Genomic DNA, 16581 nt, shown 5'->3' on the forward strand with positions numbered 1-16581 from the left:
GTCTGAAAAAACATTTAATGGTTGTATTTCACATTTTCGGCAACATCAATTTGGATGTGTTTTTCACGCTCCAACTGTTCCACCAACTCCCGGCTCTCTTCGTCGGAGAAGTGCAGCGAGAGGGAAAGCGTTTCCAGCAAATCGACTTTCTTGCGCGGCTGGTTTTTCTTCAACAGCATCAAGGCGCTGCGTATACGCGGATCGGTGGGGCTGCTTTTGCTTTCCGGTGTTTGGGTTGCTTGTGTTTCTGTTTCCGGCAAAGCCGCGGCTTGCTCTTGCTGCAAAACATGGGCGACGGCTTGTTCGATGCGTTCTACCGTTTCTTGAAAGAGTTCGTGATCGGAAAGCGGCTGTACAGGCAGGGTGGTAGGGCTTGCCGGCTTGTTTAACGCTGTTTTTTCCTTGGTTTTCAGGGATTTTTTCGGATTGGCCGTTGCCGCCGGTTTTTCCAGTGCTTTTTTCAGAAATTTACGGCATTTTTTGCCGCAGCGTTTCCATACGGTGATGTCGGCATCGGGAAATTCGGCGCACAATTCGCGGCAGGCTTTATGCAGTTTTTTGCGTTGTGTAATCACCAGCAAACAGGCATGCGGCTTGGTTTTCAACAATTTGCGCAGATGTTTGACGATGGAGGCCACCTGCTTTTTCTCCGGCAGGCGCTGCCACTCGATATCTTTGCTGTTGCGGCTGTAATGCTGGGCTTGTTTGGCGGCTTTTTTGTCGTGCGCCAACAAGTAAACCGGCAGTTTGCCAAACGGCAACTTATCGAGCTTGCCCGGATATTTTTTCAAATCCAATAGAAGTTTCATCGTATTTTCCTTTGCAGACAAATGAAATCAGCAGCCGTCATTCTTGCTGTTGTATGGCGCCGGCAAACGCGTCGATAATCGGATCTAAGCGCGCGAACTTGGTTTTCAGCGCCGCTTTGTTTACCACCAGCCGGCTGGAAATATCGGCGATGTGTTCCACTGCTTCCAGATTGTTGGCTTTCAACGTGTTGCCGGTAGAGACCAAATCGACAATCGCATCCGACAATCCTACCAAGGGTGCCAATTCCATCGAACCGTAAAGCTTGATTAAATCGACATGCACGCCTTTGGCGGCGAAATGCTCGGCGGCGATGCCCGGATATTTGCTGGCAATCCGCAGCCGGCGGCCGGGTTTGGAAGCGGAGGCATAGTCGAAGCCTTTGCGCACCGCCACCATCATGCGGCATTTGGCAATTTCCAAATCCAGCGGCTGATAAAGCCCTTCGCCGCCGTGTTCGATTAAGACGTCTTTACCGGCAATGCCGAAGTCGGCGGCGCCGTATTGCACATAAGTGGGCACGTCGCTGGCGCGAACGATTACCAAGCGGATATCCGGCTGGTTGGTGTCGATAATCAGTTTGCGCGATTTTTCCGGATCTTCGCTCGGCACGATGCCGGCGGCGGCCAAAAGCGGCAGCGTTTCTTCAAAAATACGCCCTTTGGAGAGGGCTATGGTGAGGCTGTTGTCAGACATTCGATTTTCCGCTTAAAGCCTGTCTGAAAAAGTGTTCAGACAGGCATTTTAAAAAAGTTTATTGTAACAAGATTTTCACGTCCGAGGCGATTTGTGCGGCGTTTTGGCCGTAAGGCTCGAACACCGCCGGTTTGCCGTTTTTATCCAGCAGATACATGCCCGCAGAATGATCGACCAGATAAACCGTATCCGATTGTTGCTGTGTCTTGGCTGAAATCACGCGGTACAGTTTTTTCACCGCCTGGATATCTTGGCCGCCGGCAGCCGTCAAACCGATAAAATCAGGGTTGAACTGGCGGGCATAGCGGCCGACTAAATCCGGCGTATCGCGTTCGGGGTCGACGCTGACAAACACCACCGCAACATCTTTCGCCTTTTCTCCCAATTGTTTGACCACATCCATCTGGGTAAGCAGGGTGCCCGGGCAGATATCCGGGCAATGGGTGTAGCCGAAAGAGAGCAGTACCACTTTACCGCGCAGGCTAGCCATACTGAACGGTTTGCCGTCGCCGCCGGTAAGGGTGAAATCGCCGCCCAGCGTTTCGCGGCGGATGTCGGTGCCGTTAAAGGAAACGGCGGCCAATTGCGGTGCTGCGGAAGCGGCGGGAGCCTGCGCCGTTTGCTCTGCCGGTTGGCAGGCGGCAAGCAAGAGGGCGAGGGGTAGTAGAGAAAGGTTTTTTTTCATCCGGAGGGTTTCCTAGGCAAAGGCGGAAAATGCCCAATCACGGCGTTTTCGCCAAGGCATTTATCTTACCGCTTTTTTATTAATATTGAAAACAAAGCAGGGCGGCCCAGCCGTCCGCAGCAGACACGGGCAAAACCCGCTGTTTTTCAGGCAGGCATTCGGATAGTGAGAAAGTCTTTGGAATTAATATCAATAAATTTCATGTGTTTAGATAAATGTTGTCAAAAGAATGGAGCGCGGCTCTTTACAAGGAAAATAATTTCTATATAATTCGCAACTTCTTCACCTGCCCAGGTGGCGAAATTGGTAGACGCAGGGGACTCAAAATCCCCCGCCGCAAGGTGTGTCGGTTCGAGTCCGACCCTGGGCACCAAATTCAAATAAAGAGCAGCTTTCGAGCTGCTCTTTTTTATTGTTTGTTGTTTGCAAGCAGAATTAGGACAAGGCCGGGCAAGGCGGTACTATTCTGAATTTAAGCCGCTATACAAGCATTTTCAGGAGTAAGGAGGTTTTGCAAAAGCCTTCGCTTGTGATGATGGCCGAGGTCTCGCAATGCCTGTCTGAAAACGTTAAGCGATGTGGCAACGGTTTTCAGACAGGCATTTTGCCGGCCGCATGTTGTGGCCGGGGCTGTATGCTTGTTATATACTGAATGAACGGTTAATTTCGGTACGGATGCGGGAGGCTATTACCATGAAATCGCTTGATCCTTTATCTGCGTTGTTGTTGCTGCAAGCCTGCGGCTCTCACGAATCTGTTTGGCAGAATGATACGCCGACGGCGCAAGCGGCGTGGGAGCGGGCTTTGCTGTGTTATCGGGAGCAGGATTATGCAAAAGCGTTTGCTTGGTTTGAGGAGGCGGATGCGAAAGGATACGGCAAGGCGGCGTGTTATCTCGGATTGATGTATCTTAAGGGTAGGGGCGTGGGGTGTAATCCCGAGCGGACTTGGGCCGTGTTTAGCCGGGCGGCGGAGCAGGGCGAGGCGGCTGGGCAGTACTGGCTGGCTTATCTGTATGAAAACGGAATCGGTACGCCGCAGGACGGTGCGGCGGCTTTTTATTGGTACCGCCGTTCGGCCAGACGTGATGATGAAGTGGCGGTGTCGGCGATGAAGGCGCTGGGGCGGTTGTATGAACGCGGCATGGGCGTGCCGGAGGATAAACGCCAGGCGCTGGTGTGGTACCGCAGGGCGCTGGCAGCCGGTGATTGGGCGGCGGAAACGGATGTGGTGCGCTTGGTGAAAGGTTTGTGATAAGCCAATGATTCGAATATGGGTAATGCCTGTCTGAAAGATGATTTTTCAGACAGGCATTATTTTGCAAAATTCTTTTTAGCATCTTAAAAAACTCTGTGTCAAGCTCGGGATTGATTCGAGTATTGTTATCTCGTTTGAAACTAAAAGATATTCGGGTAAAGCCCGAGTATGGCGGAATACAAGCCTTTTCGGGAGTGGGCCGACTTTTTGTGGAGGTTTCAGGCATTACTTTGCGGGAAGTTTTTATTTCCTGACGGGCGCTTATGTGGCGGAATGGATTTTGCCGCGGATTGGGCGCATAATTTACACATTATTAAACTTCTTAACTCTATGCGGTTGAGCCAAACAATATTCGTTTTTTCGTATGCGAAGGTTACGGATTGCAGAATGCGGCCTCGCGGGCATACGGACGTTAAAAGTTTGTTTGGCTTTGGCGAAGGGGCGATATCATTATGAAAGTCACCACCCGTTTCAATCCTAAACTTTTCGAGCTGATGCGCGGTTACAGCCGCGAGCGTTTTATCAAAGATGTGGGCGCAGGGCTTACCGTCAGTGTGGTTGCCCTGCCGTTGGCGATGGCGTTTGCGATTGCCAGTGGGCTGCCGCCGCAATCGGGTTTGTTTACGGCGATTATCGCCGGTTTTCTGATTTCGCTGTTTAGCGGCTCGCGCGTACAGATCGGCGGCCCGGCGGGCGCGTTTATCGTGATTGTGTACGGCATTGTCGAGCAATACGGCGTGGGCGGTTTGTTGCTGGCGACGTTTATGTCCGGCGTGATGCTGTGGTTGATGGGCTTTTTGCGGATGGGGGTGCTGATTAAGTTTATTCCGGTATCGGTGATTATCGGTTTTACCAACGGCATTGCGGTATTAATCGCCCTTTCGCAGATTAAGGATTTCTTCGGTTTGCAGATAGAGGGCAAGGTGCCGGCCGAATTCTTTGCTTTGGTGAAAACGTTGTGGCAGGCACTGCCGACTTGGAACGGTGCGGCGCTGGCGGTGTCGCTGCTGTCGTTGGCGATTATCGTGATCTGGCAGGCGGTGATGAAACGCAAGGTGCTGCTGCCGGATGAGGCGGGACTGCTGCCGCGCGTATCCGGTTCGTTGGCGCTGATTCCGGGGTCGATAGTCGCGCTGGTAGCGGCTACGCTGCTGGTGGCGGTGCTGCAATGGGATGTCGACACCATCGGCAGCCGTTTCGGCGGTATTCCGCAAGGCCTGCCTGAATTCACCGTGCCTGCGTTCGGCTGGGCGGAAATGAAGGGTTTGTTTCTGCCTGCCATGACCTTGGCGGTTTTGGGTGCGATAGAATCGCTGTTGTGCGCACGGGTGGCCGACAGCATGATACGCGATAAACACGATTCGAATCAGGAATTGCTGGCGCAGGGCTTTGCCAATATGGTGGTGCCGTTTTTCGGCGGAATGCCGGCCACCGGCACCATCGCGCGCACGGTGACCAATATTAAAAACGGTGGTAACAGCCCGGTAGCCGGTATGATTCATGCTTTGGCGCTGCTGCTGGTGGTGCTGGTGGCCGCCCCGCTTGCCCAATATATTCCGTTGCCGGCGTTGAGCGCGATTTTGATGTTTGTTGCTTGGAACATGGGCGAATGGCGCGAGTTTGTGCGCCTGCGTACGTTCCGTATGCCGTACCGCATCAGCTTGCTGTTGGTATTTGTACTCACGGTGGTGGTGGATTTGACCGTGGCGGTGGAAGTCGGCATTTTCTTTGCCTGCTTTATCTTTATCTATCGCATTTCCAGCCTGACTACCGCCGAGCGTTTTGCCTTGCCGCAAGAGATGTTGGCAACGGATGGTGTGGCGGCCTACAAGCTTACCGGCGCGATTTTCTTCGGCGCGGTGAAGCTGATTGACGATATGTTGGCCGATATGCCTGCCAAAGCTTTGGTATTGGACTTTTCCAGCGTGATCTATATTGATTCTTCCGGCGAGGAGTCATTGGAAGAATTGCTGGAAGCCTATCATGAAAAAAATATACCGATATTGGTGTACGGCCTGCGTCAACAGCCGTGGGATCTGCTGCAACGAACCGGCTGGCTGAAGCGGCTGGGTCAAGAGAACGTATTGCAGCACGCCGGCGAACTGGAAAACAGATTGGCGGCTTTGGATTAGGGCTTTTGTTATTGAAAAACGTGGAATGCCTGTCTGAAAAAAATTCTGCCGGTTTTGGCTTTGCGGAACTTTTCAGACAGGCATTGTTTTTATCCTTGGCCACACAAACCTAATGCTCGCCGCAAGAATACTGCCGATATCCGGCGATATGTTAAAATCCCGTCATTCGATTTTTCCAAATAAAAACCATGCAAACTACCGACCGCCGGCTAACCGAACTGGTGCGCCTGTTGCAGGAGAGAGGCCATATTTTCGCCGCCGATCCCGAGCTGATTACCGAATCCCTGCGCCAAGTGGAAAGCGGCAGCCTTGAGGGAAAACTCCTGCGCCGCGCCCAGATGATAGACAGCGACCGCAAGCTCTACCATAGCCTTGCGCGCGTGCAAAGCCTGTTTGCCTGGCTGCTGCTGGCCGCCACCTTGTTTTGGCTGGTGAGCGGCTTTGCCGGCACCGCAACGCTGATGCAGCAGTCGGGGCTGAACTTTTTCTTCGTGTTGGCCGGCGTGCTCGGCGTACACACCCTGATGCTGCTGTTATGGCTGGGCAGCGTGCTGCTGCCGCGCTTCAAACCGCACGGCTTGTTCGCCAACCCTGCGTTATGGATACGCGGCAAAGACCCGGTTAACCAAGCCATCTTGCGCCTGTATAGCGACGAATGGGGCAAGCCCGCCACCCGCTGGCTGATCGGCCGCACCAGCCACCGCCTGTGGCTTTCCGCCTTAACCGGCATGCTGGCCGCCGTGGTGCTGCTGCTGGCCGTGCGCCAATACACCTTCAACTGGGAAAGCACCATTTTGAGCGACGCCGTTTTCGTGCAGGCCGTGCAGGCGCTCGGCTGGCTCCCCGCCCAACTCGGCTTTCCCGTGCCCGATGCCGAGGCCGTGTTAAACAGCCGTCTGAACAACGACCTTGCCGCCTCCCGCCAATGGGGCGGGCTGCTAATCGGCAGCATCGTCTGCTACGGCCTGCTGCCCCGTTTCGCCGCTTGGCTTGCCTGTTACATTCTTTCACGCCGCAGTCAAAACAGTGCATTGCCGCTCGAAAAACCTTATTACCAGCAAATCATCCAGCAATGGCAGCAGCGCGTGGTCGATGCCGACAACCAAAGCGAAAACGTTGCCGCCGCCCCGCAAATCAGCCTCAGCAACGCCCCCAAATGGGCGGTGATGCTCGATGCCGAATGGGCGGATAAAACCTGGTTCCAACACGTTTTGGGGCAAGAGTGGCTCGATAAAGGCACTGCCGCTGGCCGCGATGCCGTCGCCGCGCTGAAAGCCGATTTGCAGGCCAATCCCGCCCAACTGCTGATCGGCGTGCGCGCCCGCAGCATGCCCGACCGCGGCATCTTGCGTCAACTCACCGCCTTGGCCGAAGCCGCGCAGGGCGGGGCGGTGGTGCAGCTTTTGGCCGAAAAAAACGTTTCAGACGGCCTTGAAGACTATTTGAACCAATGGCACGCCGCGCTGGCAGAACGCCGCCTGCCGTGGCTGGATCCGCCGCGAATCAGCCAAAGGGAAAGGCTGGGGCAAAGGCCTGTCTGAAAAATGAACGGTTTTTCCGCAACGTAATCCAACAACCTACACACTTCGTCGAGCCGATTTTGGCTGAAACAGATTGTTCAAGCTATGCAAAACAAACCGCTATCCCTGGCCGTGGTCGGCCACACCAACACCGGCAAAACCTCGCTGCTGCGCACGCTGTTGCGCGACAGCCGTTTCGGCGAAGTGAAAAACGCGCCCGCCACCACCCGCCATGTGGAGCAGGCGGCGATTAACGACGGCGGCGAGACGCTGGTGTATCTTTACGACACGCCCGGGCTGGAAGATGCGGGTGGCGTGCTCGACTGGCTGGAAGCCAACACTTCGAGCCGTTCGGACGGCATCGAGCGTTTGCAGCAGTTTCTCGAAAGCCCCGAAGCGGCGGGCGATTTCAATCAGGAAGCCAAAGTGCTGCGCCAGCTGCTGCAAAGCGATATGGCGCTGTATGTGGTGGATGCGCGCGAGCCGGTGCTGAACAAATACAAAGACGAATTAACGGTTTTGTCGTGGTGCGCCAAGCCTCTGATGCCGGTGTTCAACTTTATCGGCGGGCAGGATTTGGGCGAGTGGACGACGATGCTAGCACGGCGCACGCTGCACGTTTACAGCGGTTTCGACACCGTGGCGTTTGACTTTGAAGGCGAAATCCGTCTGTGGGACAACCTGGCCACCATGCTGCCCGAACGCGGTATTATCGACCGCCTAATTGGGATGCGCCGCCGCGAATGGCAGCAGCTTGACCGTGAGGCGCGCAGCGATATCGCCCATTTTCTATTGGATGTGGCAGCCTACAAGCAGGAAATCGATGAAGAAGATAATCCCGAGCCGGTGCTGCTAACCATGCAGGCGGCCGTGCGCCAGCTCGAGCGGCAGCTTCAACAGCAACTGTTCCAAACCTACCGTTTCTACCATAACGAAATCGATACCGGCGAATGGGCGCTCAAGGCGTTCCGCCAAGACCCGTTCGATGCCGATTTGCTGAAAGAATACGGCATCCGCACCGGCACCGGCGCCGCTACCGGCGCCTTAATCGGCTTGGGCGTGGACATGGTTACGCTCGGCGGCTCGCTCGGTTTGGGCACCGCCATCGGCGGCGTGCTCGGCGGCGTGCTGCCGAATATGCAGACGATTACCGACAAACTGTCGGGAAAACAAACTCTGCACATCGATCCGGAAACCCTCACCTTGTTGGCCGCCCGTGCACGGGATTTACTGAATGCGCTGCAAAAGCGCGGCCATGCGGCGCAGGCGGATATTCAGCTTTTAAGCGGTAAAACACCGTGGACGGCGGCCAAGCTGCCTTCGGAATTGAACAAGGCGCGCAGCCAGCCCAAATGGTCGTCGCTTAATACCCGGCAGCCGGAACTGAGCCGTCGCGATCGTTTGGAAGCGGCTGCTTCTTTGGCGAAAAAGTTCGATTAAGGCGTTTTGTTTGACTTGAAATGCGGTTGTTCGAAAACAAGCGAATCAAAAGCAACAGAAAAGAAGGGAAATAATGTTGTTTTTTGTGTACAAGCGAAAAATTAGTAATAAAGTAACATTGACTTTAAAAACCGTTTGGTGCAAAATAACACTCATCGGGTCGTTCGATAGAGCGGCTCGGTAGTTTCTCCTCTATTTCTCCTTTGTAGACTTGGCACATATTCAAAAGAATATGTGCATTTTTTTGTCTGATTGATTTAGAAACAGGCAATGTATGCTTAAGAAGGTTCCTTAGGAAGTGTCGCCAGAAAGCGTTGCGGCGGTACTTTGGATTAGCATCCGCTTCACAAACCTGTCGGCGGTCGCTCTGGAGCGTGTAGACCGTAAGGCTTGTGAAGCGGATTTTTGAGGAAAAATCTGCAGATGTCAGGCAAAAAAGCGCAGCAAGATTGGACATCTTGCGAGCATTTTAGCTTCGCAAGCCCGCTATGCTACCTAAGGCTGCAGATGCGGATGTTAACTAAAAATACCGCCGTTGGCCAATTGTCAACAGACCTTGGGAATCCGCTATAGTTTAACAAGAGTTTCTTTCCCCGGTTTTGCTTGAAAGAGCGTGAGTATTCTCAATATTCACTGCTGTAGCGAAAATTAATTCAATCCGCTATATTCGGTTCATCGTTTTGTTTCTTTCTGCGTTGCTTCCAACCCATACCAAAATATGCCTGTCTGAAAAATTTTCAGACAGGCAGAGCCCTTTGCAAAATACCCAGATGTGGATGAAGTTCGAGGCGTAGCAGCACAGCGAGTGCAGACATATCAGATAGATAGGCAAACGACCGAGCAGCGCACAACGAAGAAATTCGCCGCAGATGAGTATTTTGCAAAGGTCTCAGGCATATATTAAACTGGGCAAACAAAAACGGTAGCGCGATAACGCTACCGTTTGATTTATTTGTCGGGATCCATTATTCCGTTTTGTTTTCTTTATCGTCTTTTTTCGGAGCCGGCTTTTTCGCCGCTTCGCCTAAAGATTTTTGCCATTTGGCCGGGTCTTTTACCAAATCCAATGCGGTGCGCAACTGCGCGTCTTTTGCCGGATTCGGCTCGCGGCGCAAGCTCAAATCTTCTTCTTTCTCTTTTTCAGACTGTTTGGCATCAGGTTGTTTCGGTTCGCTGGCGGCCTCATCGGTACTTTCTTCAACTGTGCTGCGTACCTCGGCGCCGCCCAACGGGTTACCGATGTGGCCGGCTAGGTCGGCTTCGCGGCTTTCGAATGAACGGTTTTTGTCTTTCACTTCCACATCCGGCACGATACCTTGTGCTTGGATAGAACGATCTTTCGGTGTGTAATACAGCGCGGTGGTCAATTTAACTGCGCTGCCGTTGGAAAGCGGCAACACGGTTTGTACGGAGCCCTTGCCGAAGCTTTGGGTACCGACAACCACGGCGCGTTTGTGATCTTGCAGCGCACCGGCTACGATTTCGGAAGCGGAAGCGGAGCCGGAGTTAATCAATACGGTTACCGGGATGGTTTTAAATTCGGCAGGTAGGCCGGCCAACGGGTCGCTGCTGCCCGGCATCATGTAGTCTTCCGGTGTGGCTTTCAGCAGCATACCGCCTTTGCCGTCACGGCCTTTGGTGCTGACCACGGTGGCATCTTTCGGCAGGAAAGCAGCGGATACGCCGACTGCGCCGTTGAGCAGGCCGCCGGGGTCATCACGCAAATCGAGTATCAAACCTTTGAGCGCTCCGCCGTTTTGTTTTTGCAGGGTTTTCAACGCATCGGTGAGTGCCGGGACGGTACGTTCCTGGAATTGGGTGATGCGTACGTAGCCGTAACCCGGCTCCAGCAGCTTGAAGCGTACGCTCTTCACTTTAATAATGGCGCGGGTCAGCTTCACGACAATCGGTTTGCTGGCATCTTTGCGCGACAGCGTGAGCGTAATGGTGGTGCCGGGCTTGCCGCGCATTTTTTTCACCGCTTCGCTAACTGTCATGCCGCGGGTAGACATATCGTCGATTTTCACAATATAGTCGCCGCTCTTGATGCCGGCGCGTTCCGCGGGAGTGTCTTCAATCGGTGCGACGACTTTCACAAAACCGTCTTCCGAACCGATTTCCATGCCCAAGCCGCCGAATTCGCCGCTGGTGGATTCCTTCAGATCGGAATAGTCTTTCTTGTTCATGAATTCCGAATGCGGATCGAGGCCTGAAACCATGCCTTTTACGGCGTTTTCCAGTAATTCGTCATCGGTTTTGTCTTGGTAGTAATTGGCTTTAATCTGGCCGTACACTTCCGCCATGGTGCGGATGGATTGTACGGGCAGGGCGTCTTTACCGGTGGTTTTCTCGGCGGCAACGCTCTGAACGCTGATGCTGAGGGCGACGCCGGTTAAAGCGCCTAAGGTATAGAGGGCTACTTTTTTCAAAGTCGAGTTGGCCATTGATGTGCTTTCTTTTCCTTAAATGATACGCCTGAAGGTGCAAAATATCGCAATCCTGTTGATGCGTAGGCGTATTAATGCCGCTGTTTTGTAGCGCGGCGTGCGTCAGTCCGCCACTTTATTTTATTTGGCGGTCAACGACAACCGCTGGCGGGTAAAAGTATGCTAACCGTTTTTACGGTAATGAAAATACCAAATAATGGGCTTAACGCACCCACGAGAGCGGGTTCATCGGTTGGTTTCGGTAACGGATTTCAAAATAAAGACCCTGCTCGCCGCCGGGCAGGCTGCCGCTGGTGCCCAATACAGAACCGGAACCGACCGTGCTGCCGCCGCCGGCGCTGATGCTGCCCAGACCGGTATAAACGCTGACGTAGCCGCCGCCGTGATCGACGACAACGGTATTGCCGTAGCCGCTGAGTGCACCGGCGTAGGCTACGGTTCCTGCTGCAATGCTGTGTACACCGGCGGGCGGTGTGGCGAAGAATACGCCGCGCCAAGTGCCGCCACCCGGGCGTGCTTGGCCGAAGCGGCCGCTGATGCTACCGCCGACGGGACGGCGCAGGCTGCCTTGCAGTTTGCCCAAGCCGCTGTTATTGCTTTGGTCGCTGCCTTGCAATGACCGGTCTTCGGCAGTGAGGGTGGAGCGTACACCGCCGCCGTTTGGATTTTTCTTGGTATTATTGCGCTGTTGCGCCAGCCGGGCTTCGGCTTGTTGCCGCTTGGCCGGAGCCTGTGCTTTTTTGGCGGCGGCATTGCGGCGGGCGATGTTGGCAAGTACTGCATTCAGACGGGCTTCGTCGCTGCGCAGGGCGGCGATGCGACGGTTTTGTTGATCGATTTGACTGTTTAGGGCTTGGCTTTGTTGCAAAGCGCTGTTGTGGGTTTTGTTCAGGCGGTTGATGGCGGCCTGCTTTTGTGTACGCAGCCGTTTCAGACGGGCAAGCTCGGCATCGACGGCTTTTTCGCGTTCGGCCAATTGTTGCTGCTGGACGATTAAATCTTTAATGGCTTTTTCATTGGCTTGGTTGATGTAGCGGGCGTATTCGAGATAACGGGCTTTCTGGCCGGGTTCGGCATTTTTCAAAAATAAAACCACGGCATTTTGCTGGCGGTTTTTGTAATGGCTCTCCAGCAGTCGGGCAACTTGTGCTTTGGTACTGCTGATGTCGGTTCTGGTTTTTTCCAGTTCTGCTTGCAGCTTTTGCAGATTGTTCCAAGCAGCGCTTTGCTGGCGGTTGAGCGATTCCAGTTCGCGCTGTGCTTTGGTTAAGGCCGATTGGCTATTGGCGAGCGTTTGTTTGGCGCGCGCCTGAGCGGCCTGTTTTTGCTTCAGGTCGGTTTGCGCCTCGCTGATGGCTTGGCGGATATTTTGCAGGGCGGAGCTGTTGGGCGCAGCGTTACTATGAATGCTGAAAGCGATTAAGGCGGCCAGCAGCAGAGGTTTGACGGGGTTCATACTCAATGCTTGCAAGAGAAAAGCGGTAGAAAGGCGGATTATAGCCCAATTACGTTTTTTTCACGATCATCCGGTGGTGTTATGATTGTATTTGGCGCATTCGGCCGCATATTACCGAAAAAGAGTATGCGGCGTTTTGCCGAATGAACGAACAAACTGAAATACCGCTGGGTACATGCGGTATTTGAATGGTGGACATGATGAATCTGACCGATCATTTTTTAATCGCTATGCCGAATATGGAAGATCCGTTTTTTTCCGGCAGCGTGGTGTATCTTTGCGAGCACAATGACGAGGGTGCATTGGGCATCGTTATCAACAAACCTTCGCCGGTTACCATGGATTTGGTGTTTGAAGCGGCTGGTGCCGAAACACCCGAGCAGTTTAAAGGAGAATGGGTGATGATGGGCGGACCGGTGCAAATCGACCGCGGTTTTGTGGTGCACACACCGCCGGGCAACTGGCAAAGCTCTCTTTTGGTGAATGATGAGATTGCGATGACGACTTCGCGGGATATTATCGAGCAACTGGGTAAGGCGGAAGATGCGGAAAAAGCGATTGTGAGCATAGGCTATTCTAATTGGGGTGCCGGGCAGTTGGAAGCTGAATTGGCGGATAATTCTTGGCTGACCGTACCGGCCGACCAGCATATTTTGTTTGAATTACCTTATGAGTCGCGTTATGCGGCGGCGTTCGCCAAATTGGGCGTAAGCCCGGCTACGCTGATGAAAGGGGCGGGCCATGCCTGATGTGCCGCTGATTCCGAAGGGTACGGCCTTGGCGTTTGATTTTGGCGAAGTGCGCATCGGGGTGGCGACCGGCGATGCGGAAACGGCTATGGCGCATCCGGTGGCAACAATCAGCGGTGAGAGTAACGAGGCTAAGTTTTCCGCTATTGAGCGCTTGATTCGGGAATGGCAGCCGACGTATCTGGTGGTCGGCCTGCCTACGCACACGGACGGCAGCGAACATGAGATGACCCGCTTGGCGCGTAAATTCGGTCGCCGCCTGTATGAGCGTTTCAAATTGCCGGTGTTTTGGGTGGACGAGCGTTTGTCTTCTATCTATGCCGAGAGCCTGCTGGCTGAGGCGCAGGTGTTCGGTCGTAAACGTAAGGCGGTGCTCGACCAAATGGCGGCGCAGGCGATTTTACGGGGCTTGTTCGAAGGCGGCGCACTGGAATGGTATAACGGGCGGTCGGCAGAATAATGCCTGTCTGAAAAGGTTTCAGCCTTCGTTAGGGTAAAGATTATGACAGCATTGTCTAAATCGGGTTAAACCGCTGTTATCCTAGCCGGTTTTTGCTACAATCCGCATCATCCGATTAAGGATGGTTCGGATTTATTTTTTATTTTAAACAGTAAGATACGGCCTGATTGGGCCGGCATTGCGTGAAACAGAAAGAAAGGATATCGCATGGGTTTGATGGATTCTTTGCTCGGCGCAGCAGCATCTGCGATGGGCGGTAACGGCGCTGAAGGCGGCCAAAACCAGGCCTTGCAGTTGGCGATGCAGTTGATTCAGCAGCAGGGCGGCGTCGGCGGCTTGATGAATCAGTTGCAACAGGGTGGCTTGGGCGATGCGTTGAACAGCTGGGTGTCGAACGGCAGCAACCAGAGTGTTTCTGCCGATCAGCTGCAAAGTGCGCTTGGCAGCGAGCAGTTGCAACAGGCCGCTTCTGCAGTGGGCGTTGATTCGTCGCAAGCGGGTGATTTGCTCTCGCAAGTGTTGCCGCAACTGATTAACGGCATCACACCCAACGGCAACGCAGCCGATGCGGACGGCTTCGGTTTGGACGATATCGCACGCTTGGCCATGCAGCATTTTTTAAATAAATAAGTTTGGCCGAATCTTTGCAATGCCTGTCTGAAACGCTTTCAGACAGGCATTTTGTTTGGCATAATCCGGATTGCTGTATTGAGTCGAAACCTTATTTCATTTATACGGAGACTGCCATGAGCGTTGAACAAGAACACATCCCCGCCGGCGTGAAAGCCCATATTTTGGGCGAGGCGCTGCCTTATATCCGCCGTTTTTCCGGCAGTACTTTCGTCATCAAATACGGCGGCAACGCCATGACCGAGGAACACCTGAAAGAAGGCTTTGCCAAAGACGTTACCCTGCTGAAACTGGTGGGCATCAATCCGGTGATTGTGCACGGCGGCGGCCCGCAGATTAACGAGATGCTGCAAAAAGTGGGCAAAGAAGGTGTATTCGTGCAGGGCATGCGGGTAACCGACCAAGAAACGATGGACATTGTGGAAATGGTGTTGGGCGGCCATGTGAACAAAGAAATTGTTTCGCTGCTGAACCAAAACGGCGGTAAGGCGGTGGGGGTAACCGGTCGCGACAACCACTTTATCAAGGCCAAAAAACTGTTTATCAATACGCCCGAGCGCAACGGAGTGGACATCGGCCAGGTGGGCGTTATCGAGAGCATCGATACCGCGTTGATCAAAGAGATGGTCGAGCGCGGCTACATTCCGGTGGTGGCGCCGATCGGTGTCGGTCGGCAGGGCGAGGCCTTCAACATCAACGCCGATTTGGTGGCGGGTAAGCTGGCCGAAGAATTGAACGCGGAAAAGCTGATTATGATGACCAACATCGCCGGCGTAATGGATAAAGAGGGCAATCTGTTGACCAATCTTACCCCAAAACGTATCGACGATTTGGTGGCCGACGGTACGCTCTACGGCGGTATGCTGCCGAAAATCAGCTCGGCCATCGAAGCGGCGACCAACGGCGTTAAAGCGGTGCACATCATCGACGGACGTGTTCTCAATGCGCTGCTATTGGAGATCTTTACCGATAAAGGCGTAGGCTCGATGATTTTGGGCAAAGAGCCGGTTTAAACGCAAAGCTTCGGAATAATCAAAATGCCTGTCTGAAAAGTTTTCAGACAGGCATTTTTTTATCCGGCCGTACCGTATCGAATTCATCCGCATTCTATTATAATAAGTAGCTTCCTTTGCCGTTTGCCAAAGCCTTGCCGATATGTCGAAAAAAACCAAACAAGAACTCGAAAACAATAAACTGAACAAACGCTTGCGCCATGCCGTGGGCGATGCCATCAACGATTTCAATATGATTGAAAACGGCGACAAAATCATGGTGTGCCTCTCGGGCGGCAAAGACAGCTATGCGCTTTTGGACATCCTGCGCCAGCTACAGGCCTCCGCACCGGTGGATTTCGAGCTCTTGGCCGTCAATCTCGACCAAAAACAGCCGGGTTTCCCCGAACACGTTTTGCCCGAATATCTTGAAAGCATCGGCGTGCCGTATAAAATCATCGAAGAAGACACTTATTCGGTGGTCAAACGCGTGATCGAAGAAGGCAAAACCACCTGCTCGCTGTGCAGCCGCCTGCGCCGCGGCGTGCTCTACCGTGTGGCCAAAGAGTTGGGCTGCACCAAAATCGCGTTGGGCCACCACCGCGACGATATTCTCGAAACCCTGTTCCTGAATATGTTTTACGGCGGCAAACTCAAAGCCATGCCGCCGAAACTCGTGAGCGACAACGGCGAGCACATCGTTATCCGCCCGCTTGCGTATGTGAAAGAAAAAGATTTGGCACGCTATGCCGAGCTTAAACAGTTCCCGATTATCCCCTGCAATTTGTGCGGCTCGCAGCCCAACCTGCAACGGCAGGTGATTAAAGAAATGCTGCAAGATTGGGACAAACGCTTTCCCGGCCGCATCGAAAGCATGTTTTCCTCCCTGCAAAACGTGGTGCCTTCCCATCTGGCCGACACCGGTCTGTTTGACTTCGCCGGTTTGCAGCGCGGTCAGCAATTGAAACACGGCGGTGATACCGCTTTTGACAAAGAGAGCCTGCCGCAGCAGTTTTCAGACAGGCATTCTGATGAAGGCGGCGCTATCCGGGTAGAAATACCTCCCGAACGTAAAGTTATTAATATTTTGGCCAGCAAACCGAAAAATTCCGGTCATTGAGGCTTGTAGAACCCCGCGGCTATCCCCATAACGGTGTTTGTTTTTAAAGTTAAGCGGATTGCACCGCTTGTCTTGAAGATAACGCCAACATAGGTCTTTCATCTAGGGTCTGTTGATAATTGACCGGCGAAGCGATTTTTTGAGCTTGAATTGTCAAACCAAGCGCAACGTTTTTCGAAACAGCACCTCA

At 53.5% G+C, this 16581-nt stretch carries 15 protein-coding genes and 1 tRNA gene; 10 read left to right on the forward strand and 6 right to left on the reverse strand.

The window, feature by feature from the left end; translation table 11 throughout:
• Positions 1–14: 14 nt before the first annotated feature.
• The 3 genes from Q4C79_RS08305 to Q4C79_RS08315 are packed head-to-tail and all read right to left on the reverse strand — an operon-like array spanning position 15 to position 2188.
• Positions 15–809 (reverse strand): hypothetical protein, encoded by a 795-nt coding sequence (locus tag Q4C79_RS08305; RefSeq protein WP_303090552.1) that lies wholly within the window; start codon positions 807–809, stop codon positions 15–17.
• Between the two features lie 37 nt (positions 810–846).
• Positions 847–1503, reverse strand: a complete 657-nt coding sequence (gene hisG / locus Q4C79_RS08310; RefSeq protein WP_303090553.1) for an ATP phosphoribosyltransferase — start codon at positions 1501–1503, stop codon at positions 847–849.
• Positions 1504–1561: 58 nt separating this feature from the next.
• Positions 1562–2188, reverse strand: a complete 627-nt coding sequence (locus Q4C79_RS08315) for an SCO family protein (protein WP_303090554.1) — start codon at positions 2186–2188, stop codon at positions 1562–1564.
• A gap of 288 nt (positions 2189–2476) precedes the next feature.
• Here Q4C79_RS08315 and Q4C79_RS08320 point away from each other — a divergent pair.
• The 5 genes from Q4C79_RS08320 to Q4C79_RS08340 all read left to right on the forward strand — a co-directional run bounded on the left by Q4C79_RS08320 (position 2477) and on the right by Q4C79_RS08340 (position 8537).
• Positions 2477–2561, forward strand: a tRNA-Leu gene (locus Q4C79_RS08320).
• Between the two features lie 320 nt (positions 2562–2881).
• Positions 2882–3442, forward strand: coding sequence for a tetratricopeptide repeat protein (locus Q4C79_RS08325; protein ID WP_303090555.1), 561 nt, complete (start codon positions 2882–2884; stop codon positions 3440–3442).
• Between the two features lie 455 nt (positions 3443–3897).
• The gene (locus tag Q4C79_RS08330) at positions 3898–5577 is read left to right on the forward strand and encodes a SulP family inorganic anion transporter (RefSeq protein WP_303090556.1); all 1680 of its coding nucleotides are present in this window, start codon (positions 3898–3900) and stop codon (positions 5575–5577) included.
• Positions 5578–5765: 188 nt separating this feature from the next.
• Entirely contained in the window at positions 5766–7118 is a 1353-nt protein-coding gene (locus Q4C79_RS08335) for a DUF2868 domain-containing protein (RefSeq protein ID WP_303090557.1), read from the forward strand.
• Positions 7119–7202: 84 nt separating this feature from the next.
• Positions 7203–8537, forward strand: a complete 1335-nt coding sequence (locus tag Q4C79_RS08340; RefSeq protein WP_303090558.1) for a DUF3482 domain-containing protein — start codon at positions 7203–7205, stop codon at positions 8535–8537.
• A 737-nt stretch (positions 8538–9274) separates the two neighbouring features.
• Here the strand turns inward: Q4C79_RS08340 and Q4C79_RS08345 are convergent.
• The 3 genes from Q4C79_RS08345 to Q4C79_RS08355 all read right to left on the reverse strand — a co-directional run bounded on the left by Q4C79_RS08345 (position 9275) and on the right by Q4C79_RS08355 (position 12440).
• Positions 9275–9454: a lipoprotein signal peptidase gene (locus Q4C79_RS08345; RefSeq protein WP_303090559.1), complete on the reverse strand. Its 180-nt coding sequence runs from the start codon at positions 9452–9454 to the stop codon at positions 9275–9277.
• Positions 9455–9502: 48 nt separating this feature from the next.
• Positions 9503–10981, reverse strand: a complete 1479-nt coding sequence (locus tag Q4C79_RS08350; protein ID WP_303090560.1) for a S41 family peptidase — start codon at positions 10979–10981, stop codon at positions 9503–9505.
• A gap of 205 nt (positions 10982–11186) precedes the next feature.
• Positions 11187–12440, reverse strand: coding sequence for a murein hydrolase activator EnvC (locus tag Q4C79_RS08355; protein ID WP_303090561.1), 1254 nt, complete (start codon positions 12438–12440; stop codon positions 11187–11189).
• Between the two features lie 200 nt (positions 12441–12640).
• Between Q4C79_RS08355 and Q4C79_RS08360 the strand changes: the two genes are divergently transcribed.
• From Q4C79_RS08360 to ttcA, 5 genes are all read left to right on the forward strand, one after another.
• Complete coding sequence (locus tag Q4C79_RS08360; protein ID WP_303090565.1) at positions 12641–13189, forward strand: YqgE/AlgH family protein; 549 nt, start codon at positions 12641–12643, stop codon at positions 13187–13189.
• A 1-nt stretch (position 13190) separates the two neighbouring features.
• Entirely contained in the window at positions 13191–13649 is a 459-nt protein-coding gene (ruvX, locus tag Q4C79_RS08365) for a Holliday junction resolvase RuvX (protein ID WP_303090566.1), read from the forward strand.
• Between the two features lie 207 nt (positions 13650–13856).
• Positions 13857–14279: a YidB family protein gene (locus Q4C79_RS08370; protein WP_303090562.1), complete on the forward strand. Its 423-nt coding sequence runs from the start codon at positions 13857–13859 to the stop codon at positions 14277–14279.
• Positions 14280–14395: 116 nt separating this feature from the next.
• Positions 14396–15292 carry an acetylglutamate kinase gene (argB, locus tag Q4C79_RS08375; protein WP_303090563.1) on the forward strand — a complete coding sequence of 299 codons (897 nt, stop codon included), beginning with the start codon at positions 14396–14398 and terminating at the stop codon, positions 15290–15292.
• Positions 15293–15434: 142 nt separating this feature from the next.
• Positions 15435–16391 carry a tRNA 2-thiocytidine(32) synthetase TtcA gene (gene ttcA / locus Q4C79_RS08380; RefSeq protein ID WP_303090564.1) on the forward strand — a complete coding sequence of 319 codons (957 nt, stop codon included), beginning with the start codon at positions 15435–15437 and terminating at the stop codon, positions 16389–16391.
• Positions 16392–16581 lie beyond the last annotated feature (190 nt).

Source organism: Neisseria sp. (assembly GCF_030523955.1).
Classification (GTDB): domain Bacteria; phylum Pseudomonadota; class Gammaproteobacteria; order Burkholderiales; family Neisseriaceae; genus Neisseria.

What these genes read in the sequence shown, in the direction of transcription:
- Q4C79_RS08340 (WP_303090558.1), top strand. Translation starts at nt 7,203, where the DNA reads ATGCAAAACAAACCGCTATCCCTGGCCGTGGTCGGCCACACCAACACC.
- Q4C79_RS08350 (WP_303090560.1), bottom strand. Translation starts at nt 10,981, where the DNA reads ATGGCCAACTCGACTTTGAAAAAAGTAGCCCTCTATACCTTAGGCGCT.
- ttcA (WP_303090564.1), top strand. Translation starts at nt 15,435, where the DNA reads ATGTCGAAAAAAACCAAACAAGAACTCGAAAACAATAAACTGAACAAA.
- Q4C79_RS08315 (WP_303090554.1), bottom strand. Translation starts at nt 2,188, where the DNA reads ATGAAAAAAAACCTTTCTCTACTACCCCTCGCCCTCTTGCTTGCCGCC.
- Q4C79_RS08305 (WP_303090552.1), bottom strand. Translation starts at nt 809, where the DNA reads ATGAAACTTCTATTGGATTTGAAAAAATATCCGGGCAAGCTCGATAAG.
- Q4C79_RS08360 (WP_303090565.1), top strand. Translation starts at nt 12,641, where the DNA reads ATGAATCTGACCGATCATTTTTTAATCGCTATGCCGAATATGGAAGAT.
- argB (WP_303090563.1), top strand. Translation starts at nt 14,396, where the DNA reads ATGAGCGTTGAACAAGAACACATCCCCGCCGGCGTGAAAGCCCATATT.
- Q4C79_RS08355 (WP_303090561.1), bottom strand. Translation starts at nt 12,440, where the DNA reads ATGAACCCCGTCAAACCTCTGCTGCTGGCCGCCTTAATCGCTTTCAGC.
- Q4C79_RS08335 (WP_303090557.1), top strand. Translation starts at nt 5,766, where the DNA reads ATGCAAACTACCGACCGCCGGCTAACCGAACTGGTGCGCCTGTTGCAG.
- Q4C79_RS08325 (WP_303090555.1), top strand. Translation starts at nt 2,882, where the DNA reads ATGAAATCGCTTGATCCTTTATCTGCGTTGTTGTTGCTGCAAGCCTGC.
- Q4C79_RS08330 (WP_303090556.1), top strand. Translation starts at nt 3,898, where the DNA reads ATGAAAGTCACCACCCGTTTCAATCCTAAACTTTTCGAGCTGATGCGC.
- Q4C79_RS08370 (WP_303090562.1), top strand. Translation starts at nt 13,857, where the DNA reads ATGGGTTTGATGGATTCTTTGCTCGGCGCAGCAGCATCTGCGATGGGC.
- hisG (WP_303090553.1), bottom strand. Translation starts at nt 1,503, where the DNA reads ATGTCTGACAACAGCCTCACCATAGCCCTCTCCAAAGGGCGTATTTTT.